General features: G+C 63.3%; 19 protein-coding genes and 1 riboswitch. Of the genes, 8 read left to right on the top strand and 11 right to left on the bottom strand.

What is annotated here, in order from left to right; all coding sequences use genetic code 11:
- Positions 1-162: 162 nt before the first annotated feature.
- On the bottom strand, positions 163-663 hold the full coding sequence (locus IVB05_RS36555) for a YbjN domain-containing protein (protein ID WP_247780956.1): 501 nt from the start codon (positions 661-663) through the stop codon (positions 163-165).
- Between the two features lie 521 nt (positions 664-1,184).
- Complete coding sequence (locus IVB05_RS36550) at positions 1,185-2,807, bottom strand: glycosyltransferase family 87 protein (protein ID WP_247780955.1); 1,623 nt, start codon at positions 2,805-2,807, stop codon at positions 1,185-1,187.
- Positions 2,808-2,976: 169 nt separating this feature from the next.
- Here IVB05_RS36550 and IVB05_RS36545 point away from each other — a divergent pair, with 169 nt between their 5' ends.
- On the top strand, positions 2,977-4,497 hold the full coding sequence (locus tag IVB05_RS36545) for a hypothetical protein (protein ID WP_247780954.1): 1,521 nt from the start codon (positions 2,977-2,979) through the stop codon (positions 4,495-4,497).
- Between the two features lie 14 nt (positions 4,498-4,511).
- On the opposite strand, the gene IVB05_RS36540 is transcribed toward IVB05_RS36545, so the two are convergent.
- Positions 4,512-5,111, bottom strand: coding sequence for a class I SAM-dependent methyltransferase (locus IVB05_RS36540; RefSeq protein ID WP_247780953.1), 600 nt, complete (start codon positions 5,109-5,111; stop codon positions 4,512-4,514).
- Positions 5,111-6,190, bottom strand: a complete 1,080-nt coding sequence (locus tag IVB05_RS36535; protein WP_247780952.1) for a glycosyltransferase family 2 protein — start codon at positions 6,188-6,190, stop codon at positions 5,111-5,113. The genes IVB05_RS36540 and IVB05_RS36535 overlap by 1 nt, the downstream gene beginning before the upstream one ends.
- 240 nt (positions 6,191-6,430) lie before the next feature.
- Between IVB05_RS36535 and IVB05_RS36530 the strand changes: the two genes are divergently transcribed.
- Positions 6,431-7,126, top strand: a complete 696-nt coding sequence (locus IVB05_RS36530; RefSeq protein WP_247780951.1) for a class I SAM-dependent methyltransferase — start codon at positions 6,431-6,433, stop codon at positions 7,124-7,126.
- A 16-nt stretch (positions 7,127-7,142) separates the two neighbouring features.
- Here IVB05_RS36530 and IVB05_RS36525 read toward each other — a convergent pair whose 3' ends face one another.
- The gene (locus IVB05_RS36525; RefSeq protein ID WP_247780950.1) at positions 7,143-8,123 is read right to left on the bottom strand and encodes a tripartite tricarboxylate transporter substrate binding protein; all 981 of its coding nucleotides are present in this window, start codon (positions 8,121-8,123) and stop codon (positions 7,143-7,145) included.
- A gap of 187 nt (positions 8,124-8,310) precedes the next feature.
- A riboswitch (FMN riboswitch) is annotated at positions 8,311-8,476 on the top strand.
- A gap of 78 nt (positions 8,477-8,554) precedes the next feature.
- On the opposite strand from IVB05_RS36525, the gene IVB05_RS36520 reads away from it, so the two are divergent.
- Both IVB05_RS36520 and IVB05_RS36515 read left to right on the top strand, forming a co-directional pair.
- Positions 8,555-9,139: a 6,7-dimethyl-8-ribityllumazine synthase gene (locus IVB05_RS36520; RefSeq protein WP_247780949.1), complete on the top strand. Its 585-nt coding sequence runs from the start codon at positions 8,555-8,557 to the stop codon at positions 9,137-9,139.
- Positions 9,140-9,271: 132 nt separating this feature from the next.
- Complete coding sequence (locus IVB05_RS36515) at positions 9,272-10,081, top strand: SDR family oxidoreductase (protein ID WP_247780948.1); 810 nt, start codon at positions 9,272-9,274, stop codon at positions 10,079-10,081.
- 109 nt (positions 10,082-10,190) lie between these two features.
- On the opposite strand, the gene IVB05_RS36510 is transcribed toward IVB05_RS36515, so the two are convergent.
- From IVB05_RS36510 to IVB05_RS36485, 6 genes are all read right to left on the bottom strand, one after another.
- Positions 10,191-11,144: a ribose-phosphate pyrophosphokinase gene (locus tag IVB05_RS36510; RefSeq protein WP_247787266.1), complete on the bottom strand. Its 954-nt coding sequence runs from the start codon at positions 11,142-11,144 to the stop codon at positions 10,191-10,193.
- Between the two features lie 169 nt (positions 11,145-11,313).
- A complete protein-coding gene (locus IVB05_RS36505; protein WP_247780947.1) occupies positions 11,314-11,937 on the bottom strand; it encodes a hypothetical protein in 624 nt (207 codons plus the stop codon).
- A 303-nt stretch (positions 11,938-12,240) separates the two neighbouring features.
- Positions 12,241-13,008 (bottom strand): peptidoglycan editing factor PgeF, encoded by a 768-nt coding sequence (gene pgeF / locus IVB05_RS36500; protein ID WP_247780946.1) that lies wholly within the window; start codon positions 13,006-13,008, stop codon positions 12,241-12,243.
- Positions 13,005-14,072 (bottom strand): SAM-dependent methyltransferase, encoded by a 1,068-nt coding sequence (locus IVB05_RS36495; protein ID WP_247787265.1) that lies wholly within the window; start codon positions 14,070-14,072, stop codon positions 13,005-13,007. Before IVB05_RS36495 ends, pgeF begins: the two co-directional genes overlap by 4 nt.
- Before the next feature lie 68 nt (positions 14,073-14,140).
- Entirely contained in the window at positions 14,141-14,986 is an 846-nt protein-coding gene (gene lgt / locus IVB05_RS36490; RefSeq protein WP_247780945.1) for a prolipoprotein diacylglyceryl transferase, read from the bottom strand.
- 12 nt (positions 14,987-14,998) lie between these two features.
- Positions 14,999-15,733, bottom strand: a complete 735-nt coding sequence (locus IVB05_RS36485) for a dienelactone hydrolase family protein (RefSeq protein WP_247780944.1) — start codon at positions 15,731-15,733, stop codon at positions 14,999-15,001.
- Positions 15,734-15,930: 197 nt separating this feature from the next.
- Between IVB05_RS36485 and IVB05_RS36480 the strand changes: the two genes are divergently transcribed.
- The 4 genes from IVB05_RS36480 to ychF all read left to right on the top strand — a co-directional run bounded on the left by IVB05_RS36480 (position 15,931) and on the right by ychF (position 19,134).
- Complete coding sequence (locus IVB05_RS36480; protein ID WP_247780942.1) at positions 15,931-16,212, top strand: accessory factor UbiK family protein; 282 nt, start codon at positions 15,931-15,933, stop codon at positions 16,210-16,212.
- Positions 16,213-16,523: 311 nt separating this feature from the next.
- Positions 16,524-17,246: a 50S ribosomal protein L25/general stress protein Ctc gene (locus IVB05_RS36475; RefSeq protein WP_247780940.1), complete on the top strand. Its 723-nt coding sequence runs from the start codon at positions 16,524-16,526 to the stop codon at positions 17,244-17,246.
- Between the two features lie 21 nt (positions 17,247-17,267).
- Positions 17,268-17,876, top strand: a complete 609-nt coding sequence (pth, locus tag IVB05_RS36470) for an aminoacyl-tRNA hydrolase (protein ID WP_247780938.1) — start codon at positions 17,268-17,270, stop codon at positions 17,874-17,876.
- Between the two features lie 160 nt (positions 17,877-18,036).
- On the top strand, positions 18,037-19,134 hold the full coding sequence (ychF, locus tag IVB05_RS36465) for a redox-regulated ATPase YchF (protein WP_247780936.1): 1,098 nt from the start codon (positions 18,037-18,039) through the stop codon (positions 19,132-19,134).
- Positions 19,135-19,150: the final 16 nt, after the last annotated feature.

The raw sequence follows: 19,150 nt of genomic DNA, 5'->3' as shown, positions 1-19,150 counted from the left end.
ACTCCCTCGTCGTCCCTGCGAACGCCGGGACCCATAACCACAGGCGGTTCTAGTAAAGGGAGAGAGAGGCCACAAGCAGTTTGCTTGAGCCGCTGAGGTCACGGAGTATGGGTCCCTGCGTTCGCAGGGACGACATGGAATGCGCGGAGACGGCGGAAACCCCTACGCCTCGCCCTCGGTATCGAACATCGCCGCGCTCATCGCCTCCTCGGCGGTCTTCCCGGCCCAGACCACGAACTGGAACGCCGGGTAATAGCGCTCGCAGGCGTGGATGGCGCCGGCCAGCATGACCTCGCACTGCGCGGCCGAGGCGGTCAGCCCGCCCGGCAGCATCAGCGCCTGCCGGTACATGATCATGCCGGTGTGGGTCCAGATGTCGAAATGGCCGACCCATAATTGCTCGTTGATCGCCGCGATCAGCCGCTGCACTTCGGCGCGGCGCGCCGGCGGAATCTTCATGTCGAAGGCGGAGGCCAGGTGCAGCGCCTCGATCTCCGGCATCCAGGTGAAGGAGAGCTGATAGTCGGTCCAGTTGCCCTTGGAGACGATGGTGACTTCGTCTTCGCCGGATCGCTCGAACGCCCAATTGTTCTCGGCGGCAATGTCCTCGACCGCCGCGAGCGGGTTGTTCCGGGAATCGATAATGCCTTCGAGGAGGGACATGCCGTCTCGACCTTGTTTTTGAATTCTTCTGATACGCACGCGGAGCACGGCGCGCGTTGAACTGATGCGCCGGCGCCGGCTGCAATCCCCCGATCGCTGATCATCCCGGGGCCTGCCGACGCTCAAGTGATGTGATTTGCGGAATCCGCGCAACTGACCCCAGAGTCCGTCCACAGGCCAAAGCGGCGTCGTCCACAGCAGATCGCAGCCACAGTTATTAATTTGAGAACAAACCGGAATCGGATTCGAGCGCCGCGGAGTCCGGGGGCCGGAGAAATCGGGCCGGTTTGCCACAATGGTTAATAGATCGCTAAATGGTTAATAGATCGCTAATTTCCTTTGGATGGTCTTGTTTCGCCACCCCCGCCGCCGATACTCACATGCTGAGGGCAGAGGCCGGTTCCCGCCCGAAGTGCGCGCCAAGCCGGGCAGAGGCGCGCGAGACGCATGCTGCAACGCTCGGCTTGAAGATCGCCCTTCATCGATCAGGCGGCTTGACGGACCGGCGGATACGCTCCGGGCTACTTCTCGCGCGCAACCAGTGGACACGCCTCGATGGCTGTCCCTAGCCACGCGCCTTCGATTTCGACGCACGCTCGGGAAGCATCGACGCGCAAGCCATATCGCTCCAGCAATGGTTCGCGGATCGGCTTGCCGCGCGTGTGCAATTCCCATGCACCGCCCGGCAGCGGATTTTTCAACGCGGTGCGGATGCGGCGGTCGAACTCACCGTCGGGCATGATGGGCAGGGCGATGTCGGCGATCTGATAGAACCGCGACTGCGGCGGCAGCAGCGGGGCCACATAGGCCAGCGGCTTGTCGAGAAGAAGATAGACCGCGGGCTGCTCGAGGGATTTTGAGATACTCGGATTGTACGGATTGGACCAGGGGCGGCGGAACCAATCCCCCGGTTGCGTCCACAGCGCGATGGCCAGCGCTACGGCAAGCATCACCGCACTCACGCGCACCGAAGATGAACGGAGCGAGGCAGAGCCGGGCGTGGCGGCGATGCTGCGATGGATCAGCAGGACGATCAGGGGCGCGCACAACAACTCCAGCACGATCGCATAGCGATGGATCGAGAACAGGGTGAGCCATGTCGCGTAGGAGACGGCGAAAAACACCAGGAACTGGATGTCGCGGCGCGTGAGGATCGCGGCGCGCGCGATGAAGCTTCGGCCGATGCCGAACAGAATCAGCACCGTTGCGACCGCAAATCGCGCATCGCGAAACGGATATTCCGAGCTCCTGTTGTCGCCGACCAGCCAGTAGAAGGGATAGGCCAGCGCGTCCAGCATGCCGCGCGGCAGGAATTGCCAGTCCATGATGTTCATCGGGACCAATTCCGGGGACTGGAACACGGCGTTGAAGAGCGGGAAAATCGGATTGCCCATCTCGCGCCAGAGCATCAGCCCCCACGCGCCGCCCGTCGCCAGCGCGCCGACCGCGCCGCCAAATCCGAGGCAGAGCGTTGCCAGCAGCGGCCGGACGGCAACAAGGACGGCCGCGGCGGCGCCGAGCGCATAGACGACATTGGTCAATTTCAGCCCGACGGCGGCGCCGATCAAAAGCCCGGCGAGAATGTAACGTCCATGCCGCGATTCATCCGCCGACAGGATCAGGATGCAGCCTGCAAGGATCGGAAGCGCGGTGAGGATGTCGGAGAAGCTCGTGCCCACTTCCGAAAGCGTCATCGGCCCGACCGCGGCAATCAGGATCGATGCCCCGATCGCGCTCGCCGTCGCCGCTTCCCGCAGCAGGACGCGGATCAGAAAATAGATCAGCAGCAGATTGAGGCCGTGCACCGCGCCGAGGATCATCAGGCCGTAGGGCAGCGGCAGCAGATGGCGCAGGTAGTAGACCGGGAAATAGACGGTCGGATTGAAATAGGTCTGGAAGCCGGCGGGAAGGGCATCGAGGCCGTAGCGGCCGGTGATGACGGCCCAGACATTGTACTCGTGGTAGTTCTGCCAGTCCCAGTTGACGTCCTCGCCGGCAAACCAGGTGTAGATCGCACCGGCCAGCAACGAGCCGAGCGCGATGGCCATCGGCACCAAGGTCCTGGTTTGAAGAACGGACCACTGCCAGGGCCGGTGAGCGGGCCTTCCGGCATCCGTGCGGGAAACGTCGGTGGCGAGTGTCACGCTTGCCTCGTTTGTGTCGCTGGGCCAGGAGTTGAAAGACACATCTAGGACCCGTCATTTTAAGGATTCATGAATGTATCGCCCCGCATCTGATCTCGCAGAGCCCTTCGCAAATTGTGCGTTAACGCCGGTCCGCTAGCGTCGTGCCGCTTGCTCGCAGGATAGGCCCATGACCTCTGAATTCTCCGCCATTTCGCGCCGTTCGCCGTCGGGGTTGGCGGGATGGGCAGGGCTGGCGCCGATGCCGCTGTTCCCGACCGGCCTCGTCTTCCTTGTCGCGATCGTGCTTCGGCAGGTGGTTCCCCTCAATACGGATGTGAGCTGGCTGCTGGTGGTGTGCGAACGCATGCTGGATGGCCAGCATCTTTATCGCGACATCATCGAGATCAATCCGCCGATGGCGGCCTTTGCCTATCTGCCGGGCGTGGCGCTGGCGCGTGTTCTCGGCGTCGATCCGCGGCACGTGATCGATGCGCAGCTCCTGTTGTTGGCGGCGGCCTCTCTGTTTGCGGTGTCGCGTATCCTGCGCCTGTCGCCGGCGCTAGCCGGATTGAATGGGGGCCCGTTCGTCATCTGGGCCGCAGCCGTCGTTACGATCCTGCCGATGCATGTCTTCGCTCAACGCGAACATATGGCCCTGCTGACCTTTCTTCCGGCGCTCGCTGTTTATGCGCTGCGCAGCAACCGCGAGCCGTTGCCGCTATGGGCGATCCTGCTTGCCGGCGTGGGCGCCGGGATCACGCTGGCCTTCAAGCCGTTCTTCACGGTGCCGGCGGCCTTGTGCATCCTGTTCGCAGCGATCCGCTCGCGCTCCTGGCTCACGCTGCTTGCGCCGGAGAACATCATCACGGCCGTGCTGGTGATAACGGTCAGTGTCAGCACGTACATCTTCTATCCCGAGTACTTCACGGTCACCTATCCGCTGGTCCGCGACACCTATTTGTCGTGGTCGATGCCGCTTTCGGTCATCTTCCTCAACGACGCCACGCTGATATTCTCGATTGCGATGGTGTCAGTGCTGCTGGCGCGGCAGAAGCACGCGCCTGACTCCCTGTTGCTGGTGATGGCTCTCGCATCGATCGGATTTGCCGTCTCGTTCTTCCTGCAGCGGCGCGGCTGGGCCTATCACTCCTATCCGATGGTCGCGGTGGCCTTGCTTGCGATGGGCTATGCGCTGACGGGAGCGGCGGACAGGGGGGCGCGCTCGCGTCGTCTTGAAGTTGTTTCGGCATTCATGCTGGCCGTGACCTTTGTTGTCGGCGTGCTCTGGTTCAACGTCACCGTCTATGTCGGCCCGGTCAGGCAAGCGGTAGAAGGTCTCATGCCGCATCCGCGGATACTGGTGCTGAGCGGCGAGGCCGCCATTGGTCACCCGCTGGTGCGGGATATCAAGGGCGTCTGGGTTTCCCGCCAGGAGAATCTCTGGGTTCGCGCGTTCGTGCGGTTGACGCGCGAAAGGACCTTTGTCGATGCGGCGACCGATGCGAAGCTGAACGATTATCTGGCGCTGGAACGCCAATGGCTGATCGAGGATTTCAAGAAGCTGCCGCCTGATATCGTGCTGGTCGACAATCTTCGCAATGAGTGGGGCGCCTGGGCGCGCGCCGACGCCGAAGTGTCGCAGCTCCTCAAGTCCTACACTTTCGTGCGTTCGGTCGAAGGGATCGACATCCTGCGCCGGAACCAATAGCCGCTTCGCGGCAGCTATTTCTGCGAGACGCCGATGATGAACGTGTAGGGCACACGCGAATAGTCGTCGCGAATGGCGAGGTTCACTTTTCCGAACGCGCGCCGAAGCACCTGATCGTAGCCGTCCCGGTCGCGGACGAATTCGCCACGGTCGTTGTCGAGCAGCCATTTGGCGATGCGCGACTGGCCCTCGCGATAGCAGCCGTCGAGCGTGAACAGAACGCCGTCACCCTTGAGGACGTCGCGGATATCGGCAAGCGTAGCCTGCAGGCCGTCATCGGCGATGTGATGCAGCACGCCGTTCATCATGACGACGTCTGCGCCGGCGAATTCGCGGGCGGCCGCTGCATCGAAATGGCGGCAATGAAAGGTGCCGAGATGGCCGAATGCGCGCCGCGCGTAAGCGATATAGGCCTCGTCGATGTCGAAGCCGATATATTCGATATCATCCGGCAGATGGCGCAGGATATGGCCGGGCCCGCATCCGATATCGATTACCCGCATTCCCGGCCGCAGCGTCAGGTAATCGGCGATCGCCTTGATGCGGGCGCCGAAGAATCCGCCGGCGTTCTGGTAGGCCTGGTAAAGCGCCGGATGGCTCAGGATCGCCTTCATCAGGATGCCTCGTCGTAGGCGTGGCTGCGTGCTTTCGGTCCCGATTGGGCCAGCAGGGTTTTGAACGAATCTCTCTCGATGTCGCCCTCACCGTCGGCCACATTGTGCGGCAGCCGCCCGCGGCGGTGGATGTGCGAGATCACGAACAGCGGACGGTTCTTCGACTGGATGTAGATGCGGCCGACATATTCCCCGATCAGGCCGAGCACCAGAAGCTGAACCGAGGAGATCATCACGACCAATAGCGTCAGACTGGTCCAGCCGGGTACGGTGCCCGAAAGGATCCAGCCAATCACGGCGCCGATGCCGACAAAGGTGAGAACGGTCGTCAGGAGCGCGCCGACATAGGTCGCGATCCGCAGCGGCACCATCGAGAAGCTGATCAGCGCGTCCGCGGCAAAGCCGATCATCTTCGCCAGCGGGTATTTGGTTGAGCCGGCGAAGCGGGGATTACGGTCGTATTCATAGGCGACCTGCTTGTAGCCGAGCCATGCCACCATCCCGCGGATGAAGCGGTCATGCTCCGGCATCTGCACGAGCTGGTCGGAAATACGCCGGCTCATCAGCCGGAAATCGCCGGTATCCACCGGGATATGGACCCGCGTGATCCGGGCGAGCAGGCGATAGAAGGCTTCGGCCGATTTCTTCTTGAAGCGGGTTTCGCCGGCGCGGCTGCGGCGCAGGCCATAGACGACGTCGGCGCTTTCGCGAACCATCATCTCGTACATCGGCGTCAGCAGGTCCGGCGGGTCCTGCAGGTCGGCGTCGATGACAAGCACGAGGTCACCGCGCACGGTGGAGAGCCCTGCCGTCAGCGCCAGTTGATGTCCGTGGTTGCGGGACAGCCGTACCGCAACGACGTTGCGGTCTTCCGCCGAGAGTTCGTTGATCAGCTTCCAGGTGTTGTCGGTCGAGCCGTCATCGACCAGGATCAGCTCGAACCGCTGGCCGAATAGCGCGCGGGCGGCGGCCGTCATCTGATGGTGGAATTCGCGCAAGCCTTCCTCTTCGTTGTAGCAGGGCACAACGATGGACAGAAGCATCTTGCCGGGGCGCGGCATCCCGTCCTGAATTTCCATGGGTTTGGCAGCCTGTCCGGCAATGAAATTGGTTCGACTCGCTGCCCGCGATAATCGATGAAGCCCGGTTAATTGTTCATCAATTTTTAGACCGGCCGGGATACGATTCGTTGAGGCCGACCCCGGCTAAATTAATCAAATGTTTAGGCGCTATCTAAACGTTGCATCACGATGCAATACCGGCCCTCTCGCGCAGCCGCTCGGTGAGCCGGCGTCATTTATGGAACCTGGATCTCTGACATGGACAAGGCCGAGTTCGACCGCTTCGCCGACGCCTATTACGACCAGCATCGTGAGAATGTTGCGGTGACCGGCGAGAGCCCGGAATATTTCGCCGAATACAAGATCAGGCAGCTTCGGCAGATCGTCGAGCGCGAGCAGGTCGAGGTGTCGCGGATTTGCGACTTTGGCTCGGGCATCGGCAATTCCATTCCGTTCTTTCGAAAGTACTTTCCGGATGCGGCGCTGACGTCGTCCGACGTGTCGGAACGCAGCCTCACGCTGGGTAAACAGCGTTACCCCGGCGACGGCAACAGCGTTCTGATCGAGGACAGCCGCATCCCCTGCGAAGCCGGCGCGTTCGATATCGCGTTCTCGGCCTGCGTGTTCCATCATATTCCCCACGAAGAGCACGTGACGTGGCTGAAGGAGTTGCTCCGGATCACGCGTACGGGCGGCTTGATCGCGATCTTCGAGCACAATCCGCTGAACCCGCTCACGGTTCATGCCGTGAATACGTGTCCGTTCGACGAGAACGCCAAGCTGATTTTTGCGCGCAGTCTGGCGAGGCGATTGAGTGCCGCGGGATGGACGTCGCCACGCATTCAATACAATCTGTTTTTTCCGCGCGGCCTCGCCCGGTTGCGCCCGTTCGAGGCTGGGCTCGGCTGGCTTCCGCTCGGTGCGCAATACGTGGCCTTCGCGCGCAAGGCGTAGCTCAACGCCGCGCCTTTTACTCCGGCTTGAGCCCGCCGGTGCGAACCACCTTGCCCCATTTCTCGGTTTCGTCCGCGATCAGTCTGCCGAAATCGGCCGGTGAGCCCGGCATCGGGGCACCGCCGATGGCGGCGAGCTTTGCCTTCATGCCGCCATCGGCGATCGCCGCATTGATTTCCTTGTTGAGCTTTTCAACGATTTCGGCCGGGGTGTTTTTCGGCGCGGCGAAACCGTACCACTGGCTGGCTTCATAGCCCGGCACGGAATCCGCCACCGTCGGAACCTCCGGCAGATCCGGCATGCGCGCAGCTGTCGTTACCGCGAGCGCGCGCAGCTTGCCGGTCTTGATGTGATCGGCGGTGCCGGGCGCTGCCGCAAACAGGATCTGCACCTGGCCGCCGAGCAGATCCGTCAGCGCCGGCCCCTGGCCGCGATAGGGGACGTGGACCATGTCGACGCCGGTCATCATCTTGAACAGCTCGCCCGCCATGTGCGGCGCGCTGCCGCTGCCGGCCGAGGCCATGTTGACCTTTCCTGGATTGGCTTTGGCGTAAGCGATGAATTCGGCCAGCGTCTGCGCTGATACCGAGGGGTGGACCAGCACCACCATCGGCACGCGGATGACGCCCGCGACCGGCGCGATGTCGCGGACGAAATTGAAGTTCAGTTTTTCGTAGAGCGAGGCGTTGACCGCGTTCGGGACCGTTGCCAGCAGCAGCGTGTAACCGTCGGGCGCGGCGTTCACGACCGCCTCGGTGCCGATATTGCCGCCGGCGCCGGTGCGGTTCTCGACCACGAACGGCTGCCCGAGATGGTCGGCCAGCCACTGGCCGATCAGGCGCGCCGTGATGTCGACGCCGCCACCGGCGGCGAAGCCTGCGACGATTTTCGTCGGCCGCGTCGGATAATCGAGCGCCAATGCCAGTCGCGGCAAGGCTGGTGCAGCGATGAGCGCGCCGGCGAGTTTGAGGAAATTCCGGCGAAGAAGAAATTTCATGCTGAGCGCCCCCCTGTTGGTAGCAAGCCTATCCCAATTGCCGCGGCCCGAGTAAAGCCGTCCGCGGATTACGCGTGCGCGCCCTGTTCCGGCGGCATGGGGACATGCCGATTCCCCATGCCAAAGGTGCTTGCCCCTGTCGCGGCGTTTCGTCATATTTCCCGGCAGGTCGTCCATTCCGGGCGGCCGATGTTCTCAGGGCGGGGTGAAAATCCCCACCGGCGGTAAGGGTGACGTAGCCCAAGCCCGCGAGCGCCTTCTTCCTCCCAGAAGTTTTCTTTGGGGAAGAAGGGTCAGCAGATTCGGTGCGATTCCGAAGCCGACGGTTACAGTCCGGATGAAAGAGAACGGTTTGCGGCGGCCTTCGCACGTTTGTGCGTGGGCTGACGTCGTTCCGTATGCCCTGATTCTGGTCCTGAAAGAGGAAAGCCATGAATCAGATGTTGCAAGAGCCTGAAGTCCAATCCCATCCCCAAACGGTCGAAGCGAGCCACGTCCCTGACGTGCCCGAGCGTCCGCCGGCGCCGGTGCACCCGCGCTTCGTCAAGCCGCAGCGGGTCGCCTTCGTGCAGTCGTCCTGGCACCGCGACGTCGTGGAGGAATGCCGTATCGCCTTCCTCGAAGAGATCGAGGCGCGCCATATCACGCGCGCGCAGGTCGATCTGTTCGAGGTGCCGGGTTCGTTCGAAATTCCGCTGCATGCGCAACTGCTGGCCAAGACGCGGCGCTATACCGCGATCGTGGCCGCCGGCCTCGTGGTCGATGGCGGCATCTACCGCCACGAATTCGTCGCCGACACCGTGATCAAGGCGCTGATGGACGTGCAGCTCAAGACCGAGGTACCGGTATTCTCCGCGGTGCTGACGCCGCAGCAGTTCCACGAGAGCGCGGTGCACCACGATTTCTTCCGCAAGCATTTCGTCATCAAGGGCATCGAAGTCGCGGAGGCCTGCGCCAGCACGCTGCACAGCCTGGAGCGGCTGCGCGGGCAAGTGGCCGCGGGGATCGTCGGGTAAATTCTCCGTCATTGCGAGCGAAGCAATCCGGCCATGCAGGATTGCTTCGTACGCACGGAAGAATTGCGCTCGGTCGTACGATGACTCTCGGCTACGCTGCCGGTGTCGTTCGCAGCACCGGAGCAAGAAGCCATGGCTGGAAAAGAACCTTCCGATTGGCTCGGCCTGTCTGGCCGCGTCTGCGTGGTGACGGGCGGCGGTGGCGGGATCGGCCGCACCACGGCTCTGAGTTTCGCCAAGGCCGGCGCCCGTGTCGCCGCCATCGATCTCGATGAGCGCGGCCTCGAGGTGACGGGCGCCGAACTCGGCAAGCTCGGCACCGACCATGTCACGGCTCGTTGCGATACCTCGAGCGTCGAGAGCGTCACCGCTGCGTCCGCGACGATCGAAAAATCGCTGGGACCGTGCGACGTGCTGGTCAACACCGCGGCCGTGCTGCGGCCCGGTGCGCTCGATACGTTGTCCCTTGCCGAATGGAACGCGGTTCTCTCCGTCAACCTGACGGGCTATTTCGTTTGCGCGCAGGTTTTCGGCCGGCAGATGCGCGCGCTGGGCCATGGCAGCCTGGTTCACGTGGCGTCGATCGCCGGCAGCAACGCGCAAGGGCAGAGTGGCGCCTACAGCGTCAGCAAGGCCGGCGTGATCATGCTGTCGCAGCAACTCGCCAACGAATGGGGACCGCACGGCATCCGCAGCAACGTCGTCAGTCCCGGCATGGTGATCACGCCGATGAGCCAGTCATTTTACGATACGCCGGGGGTGACCGAGCGGCGGTCCGCGGTGGTGCCGATGCGACGGGTCGGCGTGCCGCAGGACATGGCCGACGCGATCCTGTTCCTGGCCAGCGACCGCGCGTCCTATGTCAACGGCGACGAGATCACCGTTGATGGCGGCTACGCCAATATGCTGATGAATTTGGTGCCGCGGCCGGGATTTGAGTGAGGCGGCCGTAGGGTGGGCAAAGGCGCACTTGCGCCGTGCCCACCATCTATCCCGAAGCGTTATCGTGAATGGTGGGCACGCCGCGCTTTGCCCACCCTACGAAGCCAACTCAGTCGAACAGGCTCGACACCGATTCTTCCGACGCGGTGCGGCTGATCGCTTCCGCGATCAGCGGCGCGATCGACAGCGTGCGGATGTTGCCGGCCTTGCTGACCGCGTCTGTCGGCAGGATCGAGTCGGTGATGACGAGCTCTTTCAGCTTGGAGCCTGCGATGCGGGCCGCAGCGCCGCCCGACAGCACGCCATGGGAGATGTAGGCGTAGACATCCTTGGCGCCGTTGGCGATCAGCGCGTCGGCCGCGTTCACCAGCGTGCCGCCTGAATCCACGATGTCGTCGATCAGGATGCAGGTGTAGCCGGCGCAGTCGCCGATCACATTCATGACTTCGGACTCACCGGCGCGCTCGCGGCGCTTGTCGATGATGGCGAGCGGGGTATTGAGGCGCTTGGCGAGGCCACGCGCGCGGACCACGCCGCCGACATCGGGCGATACCACCATGAGATTGGCGAGGTCGAAGCGCTCCTTGATGTCGCGCACCATCACCGGCGAGGCGTAGAGATTGTCGGTCGGGATGTCGAAGAAGCCCTGGATCTGAGCGGCGTGCAGGTCGAGCGTCATGACGCGGTCGACGCCGGCGTGGGTGATCAGGTTCGCCACCAGCTTGGCGGAAATCGGCGCGCGCGAGCCAACCTTGCGGTCCTGCCGGGCGTAGCCGAAGTAGGGGATCACAGCGGTGATGCGGCGGGCGGACGAACGGCGCAGCGCATCGGTGATGATCAGCAGTTCCATCAGATGGTCGTTGGCCGGAAACGACGTCGACTGGATGATGAAGGCATCCGAGCCGCGCACGTTCTCGAGGATTTCGACGAAAATCTCGTTGTCGGCAAAGCGGCGGACGCTGGCCCTGGCCAGCGGCAGGTTCAGCCAACTGGCGATTTCCTGGGCCAGCGCGGGATTGGAATTGCCGGCAACCAGCTTGATCGAGCCGTTCTTGGCCGCCATCAACGCTTCTCCTCGCGCCTTGCTGGATACGACGTTCAGCATATCGAGAAATCCTCGGAACCGGCGCTTTCGATGGGCGAGGAGATATCAGGCGGGTGGCTCGGCTGGCAACCCGTAGACGTCGTTTTCCCGGTCAAAAATCGGCCAATACGGGACTTTACGGGGCCGATTATTGGGCGCTGAAACCGAGCGCCGTGACGCTGGCCGCACCTTGGGCGGGTGCTGTCTCTTCCACACTCGCGACCGCGGGACCGCGGCGCTCGGGGACCGGGGCCGGGGCTGCATCCGGAGTTCCGTTAATCATACCCGACAGGCCGCTGAGGCCGGCCTGCGCAATCTTTCGCAATACGAGGTCGTCGGCCGCCGCCCAGGCGTCGCGTCCGGCCTTGCCGGCCGCTTCTTCGCCGGAAAGCCGCAGCGCGCGCTGCTGGTTGTTGTCGTAGACGTCCCAGACCCAGGCGATCACGGTCTTGCCACGAACCACCTGCGCCGACAGATAGCTGCGCACGCGGTAGGAAGCCCCGCCCTCGCGGGAGACGATCGACAGGTTGCGCAGCTTCGACTCGCTGTCGAGCACGCTGACCATGCGGTCGAACACCTGCGGCGGCGGACCGTCGATCGATTCGAATGCCACGGTGGCGCCGCCACCGGCGCTCGGCGCCATCGCGTACGAGCCGCTGCCCGTTGCGCCGCCGCCAGCGCAGCCGCCGAGCGCGCAGGAAACGACAAGCAGTGCCGCGGCGATCGTCGCGCGCGGGGCTTTCAGGCACGAAGCTATCAAGGCGTCCCTCATTGCTCCCTGCGATATCGTTAAAATGTATTAAGGTCTAGGGCAGCGGGTGCACCGGTCCGCCAAAAAGATTGCGTCGAGCTCCTCCCCGTTCACCTTGTTGTTGCCAGAATTCCTCAACCCGGCAGGATGATCCATGCGGGCCTTTATTCTCGGCGGCTATGGCGCGATCGCCGACCATGTCCGCCTGGCGGAAATCGCCGATCCGGTATGGATCAGGATCCGCTGCCCGGACTTCGCACCGGCACGCTGACCTATCTCGAAGCAGGGCGCGCGCGAGGCAAGGTAGTCTTGCGCGTGAAGTAACTACTCGCCCGTCAGCGCGATCGCGTGGACGTGGCGGCCGTAGTCCGGCTCTTTCCGGTGCACCGAGCGGCGGTAGCTGTAGAAGCGCTCGTCGGAATAGGTGTCGACGCCGATGTCGTCGATCATCAGCACGCCGGCATTTTCCAGCCGCATGCGGATGAAGCCGGCGAGATCGAACATGGCATGGCCTGATCGAACCGAGGGGATGAAGAACACGCCATTCTCGGCGTCGGCATCGAGGAAACGCTCGACGAATTCGCTACCCACCTCATAGGAGTGCTGGCGGATCAGCGGGCCGATGGCGGCGACGATGCCGGAGCGGTCGGCGCCGAGTTTCTCCATCGCGTCGATGGTCGATTCCAGCACGCCGGTCAGCGCGCCCTTCCAGCCGGCATGCGCCGCGCCGATCACGCGCGCGCTTGCGTCGGCAAATAGAACGGGTCCGCAATCCGCGGCGGTGACGCCGATCGCGATGCCCTCCGTGCGGGTGACGAGTGCGTCGGCGCGCGGCTTGTCGTCTTGCCAGGGGCCGGTCACAACGACAGCGTCGGGTGAATGGATCTGGTGCGCGCTGAGCAAGCGCTCGGGCGCAACGCCCATCTGCTCGGCCATCCGGCGGCGATTTTCCGCGACACTGGCCGGGTCGTCGTTGGAGCCGAGGCCGCCATTGAGACCTTCGTAGATTCCGCCGGACACCCCGCCCTCGCGGGTGAAGAAGGCGTGGCGCAGCCCGGGAATGGCTGCGAGCAGCGACGATCCGAACGTCATTCTGTTTCATCTCCCGGCGCCGGCGGTTCGTCGCTGAGGCCCGCGACCGCGGTGAGATTGGGCTCCGTGATCGCAAGCACCTTGAACATCGATCCCATGCCGCCGCGGCCGCTGTCGGTCAGGCGCTTCAGCGCGGCGGAAATATCGGCGGAAACTTCCGGCGTGGTTTTTCCCATCAGCGTGACGGCCCGCGTCTCGATGCCGAGCCGCTTGAGGAATTCGCCTTGCGTCACCGGGCCATGAACGCGTGCGCCGACGTCTTCCGCCGCGCGCGCCAGCGCCTGGAAATCGACATGGGCGGTGACGTCGGCCTGGCCTGGATTCTTCAGGGGATCGGCAAAGCTGTGGCGGGCGATCGCCTGGAAGGTGTCGCCGGCGTCGCTGCGCAGGTGGCCGTAGTCGATGATCAGCGCCGCGCCGTCCTGGTCGCGTACCCGCGCGGCGATCTTCATCATCTCGGAGTCCGGCCGCCATTCGAACACGGCGCCGACAGGGGCCGCGCGCACCAGCGGCGGCAGCAACACCTCGAAGCGCGGCGTCGGCTCGTCCGAGGCCGCGAATACCAGCTTGCCATTGGCGTCGAGGTCGACGACGCGCTCGTGCCAGCCGGTCTCGCGTTTGACCACCTGATGGATCGGCAGTACGTCGAAATATTCGTTGGCGAGAATGACCGCGGGGCCCTCCGGCACGTCGTCGATGCTGTCATGCCAGGTAATGTTGCGGGCGCCGGACAGCGTCGCCCGCTGTTTTTCGCGCAGCACCGGGTTGATCTCGACGAGATCGACATGGAGCGATTGATAGAGCGGCGGCAGCACCCGAACCGCGCGGAGTGCGTCCGCCATCATGGTGCCGCGGCCGGGGCCGAGTTCGACCAGCCGCAGCATCGGCGGCGATCCGATCGCCTTCCACACCGAAGCCGTCCACAGGCCGAGCAGCTCGCCGAACATCTGGCTGACCTCGGGCGCGGTGGTGAAATCGCCCTCGCGGCCCAATGGATCGCGCGACACGTAATAGCCGTGCTCGGGATGCACCAGGCACAGCTCCATGTATCGCCAGACCGGCATCGGTCCTGACGATCTGATCAGCTTGTGGATCTCCGCCTGCAACGGTGAAAATTCGGTCACGGCCTGCCTTAAATCGACTTCTGTATATGCTCCGATGTCTTGCGGCGCCATGCCATCATAATCAGGATGGCCCCGGCAATGATCATTGGTACCGACAAAAGCATGCCCATGGTCAGTCCGCCCCACAAAAATCCGAGCTGGGGATCGGGTTCTCGGAAGAATTCGCCGGTGATGCGCGCAAGACCGTAGATGGCGATGAAGCTGCCGAGGATCAGGCCCGGCCGTTTCAACGCGCCCATCCGGATCATGACCGCCAGGATTGCAAACAGCAGGATGCCCTCGAGCGCTGCTTCGTAGAGCTGGCTTGGGTGGCGGAAAAGTTGAGACGGGTCATCGGGAAAGACCATTCTCCAGGGCACGCTGGCATCCGCCCCACGCCCCCACAACTCGCCCTTGATGAAGTTGGCGAGGCGCCCGAGGAATATTCCTATCGGAGCGACCGCGGTCGTGATGTCGCCAAGCGACAGGATGGAGATATTGTTCTTGAGCGCAAACAGCATCACCGCGGCGACGCAGCCGAGAAAGCCGCCGTGAAAGGACATACCGCCTTCCCATAATTTGAGAATGGCGGCGGGATGCTCGATGAAGAAGGCGGGGTTGTAGAACAGCACATAGCCGGTACGGCCGCCGAGGATGATGCCAAGGGTGACCCAGAGAATGAAGTCGTCGAGTTGCACGGGTGCGATCGGCGCCGGCCCGTCCCACAATTTCTCGCTTCTGATCAGCCCGCGCGCATATACCCATCCGATCACGATGCCGCTGATATAGGCCAGCGCATACCATCGGATCGCGAGCGGTCCGATTGAGATGGCGACGGGATCAATTGCCGGAAAGGTGATGGTGAGGAATTGCATCCGGTGCGATGCCTACGGCACGAGGTTGCGGCGATAGAGCGCCAGCAGTCGCTCCCAGTGCCGTTCGGCGGCATCGCGGTGGTAGACCGGGCGCTTCGGGAAGGCAAAACCGTGATGGGTGCCGGGGTAGATCTCGACCTCGTTGTTCGATCCCTTCATGCCGGCCGCGACCTTGTCGATAATCTCCTGCGGCGCATAGATGTCGGTCTCGGCGCAGGCGAAATAGAGTTCGGCCTTGGTCTTCGACGCGGCCAGATGCGGGCTGTCGGGCTGCTCGGTCGCAAGGTGGGTGCCGTAGATCGAAGCCGCCGCCTTCACGCGATCCGGAAAATGCGTCGCCGCGTTGACCGCGTAGCGGCCGCTCATGCAGTAGCCGACGGTGCCGACGATCCCTGTATTCGCAGCCGCTTGCGTCTCGGCATAGGCGAGCAGGGCCTTGGTGTCTTCCATCACCATGGGAATGTTGATCGAGTTCATGAAGCCGAACATCCGCTTGCGCTCAGGCGCCTCCGGATCCGGCGGGATCGGGCCGATCTCCATAACGCCGGAGCGGTAATACATATTGGGCAGCATCACGTAATAACCCGAGGTGCCGAGCCGCCGCGCCATGTCGCGCAGTTCCTCGCGGATCGCCGGTGCGTCCATGTAGAAGATGATGACCGGAAACGGTCCGCCGCGTTCGGGATGGGTGATGAAGGTCGTGGTCTTGCCGTCCTTGGTCGCAATATCGATCTGCTGGTCGATCATGGGCGTTTCTTTTTGCGTTGTGATTCTGGTTGTTGGTTAGGCGCTAGATACGATTGCAAGGAAACCGGGGCATGACAAGGCAAAGGGCACCACGTCGGCCTTGAACGGCGCACTTGAACCTTGCTCTTGAACCTTGCCTTGGGGATCGCCATTGTCATGCCGGTGACGATCAATTTGCAGCGACCGGAGCGTTTCAGATGACCCAGACCAACAATCGGTTTTTCGACGAGATCGGCCGTTTGATGAACGACGCCGCCGGCGCTGCCCAGGGCGTCAAGCGCGAGGTCGATACGGTCATGCGCAACCAGGCCGAACGCATCCTGCGCGACCTCGATCTCGTCAAGCGCGAGGAGTTCGACGCGGTCAAGGACATGGCCCGCCTGGCGCGCGAGGAGAACGAGGCGCTGAAGGGCCGGATCGCGGCGCTGGAAGCCAAGCTCGGCATTTCGCCGGCTGCGCCGGATGCCGGCGCGGTCTGAAGACGGACGGGTAGGGGATTTACCCCGTAGCCCGGTAGCCCGGATGGAGCGCAGCGCAATCCGGGGGAGTTTTACGGCTGATAGGGTGTTCCCGGATTTCGCTCCGCTCCATCCGGGCTACGGGTTACGGGCTTTGAGGCCGTCATCGCCCCCAAAACCGCAGAAAAATCCCTTCATTTCCTTGTCATTTTGTCCCTTTGGGGCTAAAAGCCCGCCACGTCCGCAGCCCCCGCACCCCTGGAGGCTTGCTGTGGGACGCCAACGGGCCGCGATGCGGCCTTTAACTTTTTAGAAAACAAGGACTTAACACGATGGCGACCGTCAAGGAATTGAAGGCGACCGCGCGTCCGCAGAGCGGCAAGGGGGCCGCCCGGGCAGAGCGTCGCGCCGGGAGAGTGCCCGGAGTGATCTACGGCAACAACCAGCCCCCCGTGACCATTTCGGTCGACGACAAGGAACTGCGCCAGCGCATCCTGGCCGGCCGCTTCCTGACCACGCTTTTCGACATCGATCTCGAGGGCAAGAAGCACCGCGTGATTCCGCGCGACTTCCACCTCGATCCGGTGCGTGACTTCCCGCTGCATGTCGATTTCATGCGGCTCGGCGAAGGCGCGACCATCCGCGTCAGCGTCCCCCTGCACATCGTGAACGCGGAATCCGCACCCGGCGTCAAGCGTGGCGGCACCGTCAACATCGTCACCCACACCATCGATCTCGAATGCTCGGTCGAAAACATTCCGCAGTACATCGATGCGGATGTCGGGGCGCTGGAAATCAGCTACTCGCTGCATCTGTCCGACATCAAGCTGCCGACCGGCGTGAAGTCGCTGTCGCGTGAGGACGCGACGCTGGTGACCATCGTGCCGCCGTCGGGCTACGCCGAAGAACAGAAGGCTGCGGCGGCTGCTGCGGCTGCGGGCACGGGTGCTCCGGCGGCGGGTGCCGCTGCGGCGCCGGCTGCTGCCCCTGCGGCGGGTGCTGCGGCTCCGGCGGCTGGCGCGAAAGCGCCGGCCGGTGGCGACAAGAAGAAGTAAGCTGGCGCGGGATGCCGCGTCATGCGCCTGTTTGTCGGTCTTGGTAACCCCGGTTCGAAATACGCGAACAACCGGCATAACATCGGGTTCATGGCCGTCGATGAGATCGCGCGTCGTCACGGTTTCGCACCGTGGCGCCGCCGTTTTCAGGGCGAGACTTCCGAAGGCACGCTCGATCGCGAGAAGGTCGTTCTGCTTCGGCCGACCACCTACATGAACGAGTCCGGGCGCGCGGTTCAGGAAGCTGCCAACTTCTTCAAGCTGTCCGCCGGAGACATCACTGTTTTTCAGGACGAGCTCGAACTGCCGGCGGCGAAGGTGCGCGTCAAGATCGGCGGTGGCATTGCCGGCCATAACGGGCTGCGCTCGATCTCCTCGCATATCGGCAACGACTATCGCCGGGTGCGGCTCGGGATCGGTCATCCCGGCGTCAAGGAGTTGGTGCACAGCCACGTGCTGTCGGATTTTGCCAAGAGCGATCGACCGTGGGTGGAAGCCCTGTGCGAGGCGGTTGCCGACAATGCCGGGCTGCTCGTAACAGGCAAGGACTCGACGTTCCAGAACAAGGTGCATCTGACGCTGCAGGCCAAGGGATTTTTCGAGAAGGAAGATGACGGGAAGCAGGGCTGACTTCTCGTGCTAGCGCTCCGCTGTCATGCCCGGCCTAAAGCGCGAAGCGCGTCTTCGCGCAGATGTGCCGGGCATCCACGTCTTCCTTTTCTGGAACGAAACAAGACGTGGATGGCCGGGACAAGCCCGGCCATGACGAAGAGAAATCATTGAGGACGAAATGGGATTCAAATGCGGTATCGTTGGCCTGCCCAATGTCGGCAAGTCGACGCTGTTCAACGCGCTGACCGAGACGGCAGCGGCGCAGGCGGCGAATTATCCGTTCTGCACAATCGAGCCGAATGTCGGCGAGGTCGCCGTGCCTGATCCCAGGCTCGACAAGCTGTCGGCGATCGCAGGCTCCGCGCAGATCATCCCGACGCGGCTGACCTTCGTCGATATTGCGGGCCTCGTCCGCGGCGCCTCGAAGGGCGAAGGCCTCGGCAACCAGTTCCTAGCCACCATCCGCGAGGTCGACGCGGTCGCGCATGTGGTGCGGTGTTTCGAAGACTCCGACATCACCCATGTCGAGGGCAAGATCGCGCCATTGGCCGATATCGAGACCATCGAAACCGAGCTGATGCTCGCCGACCTCGACAGCCTGGAAAAGCGCGTCGACAACCTCGCCAAGAAGGCCAAGGGCAACGACAAGGACGCCAAGGAAGCGCTCGATCTCGTCAACCGCGCGCTGGTGTTGCTGCGCGACGGCAAGCCGGCGCGGTTTCTGGAGCGCAAGCCGGAGGAAGAGCGCGCGTTCAATATGCTGGGCCTGCTGACGTCGAAGCCGGTGCTCTATGTCTGCAACGTCGAGGAAGGCTCGGCCAAGGACGGCAACAGCTTCTCAAAACAGGTGTTCGAGCACGCCAAGAAGGAAGGCGCGGTCGCGGTGGTGATCTCGGCCAAGATCGAATCCGAGATCGCGACCCTGTCACGCGAGGAGCGCGCCGATTTTCTCGAGACGCTGGGTCTCGAAGAGCCCGGCCTCGACCGCCTGATCCGCGCCGGCTATCAGCTGCTCGATCTCATCACCTATTTCACCGTGGGCCCGAAGGAGGCCCGCGCCTGGACCATCCATCGCGGCACCAAGGGGCCCGCCGCGGCCGGCGTGATCCATACCGATTTCGAAAAGGGCTTTATCCGGGCTGAGACCATCGCCTATGCCGATTACGTCGCTCTGAACGGCGAAGCCGGCGCCCGCGACGCCGGCAAGCTCAGGCTGGAAGGCAAGGAATATGTCGTCGCCGACGGCGACGTGATGCATTTCAGGTTTAATACCTGAGAATTCTCCACGTCAT

Source organism: Bradyrhizobium sp. 170 (assembly GCF_023101085.1).
Classification (GTDB): domain Bacteria; phylum Pseudomonadota; class Alphaproteobacteria; order Rhizobiales; family Xanthobacteraceae; genus Bradyrhizobium.
Note: the sequence above shows the minus strand (reverse complement) of the source record. Positions and strands in the feature narration are given on the sequence as shown.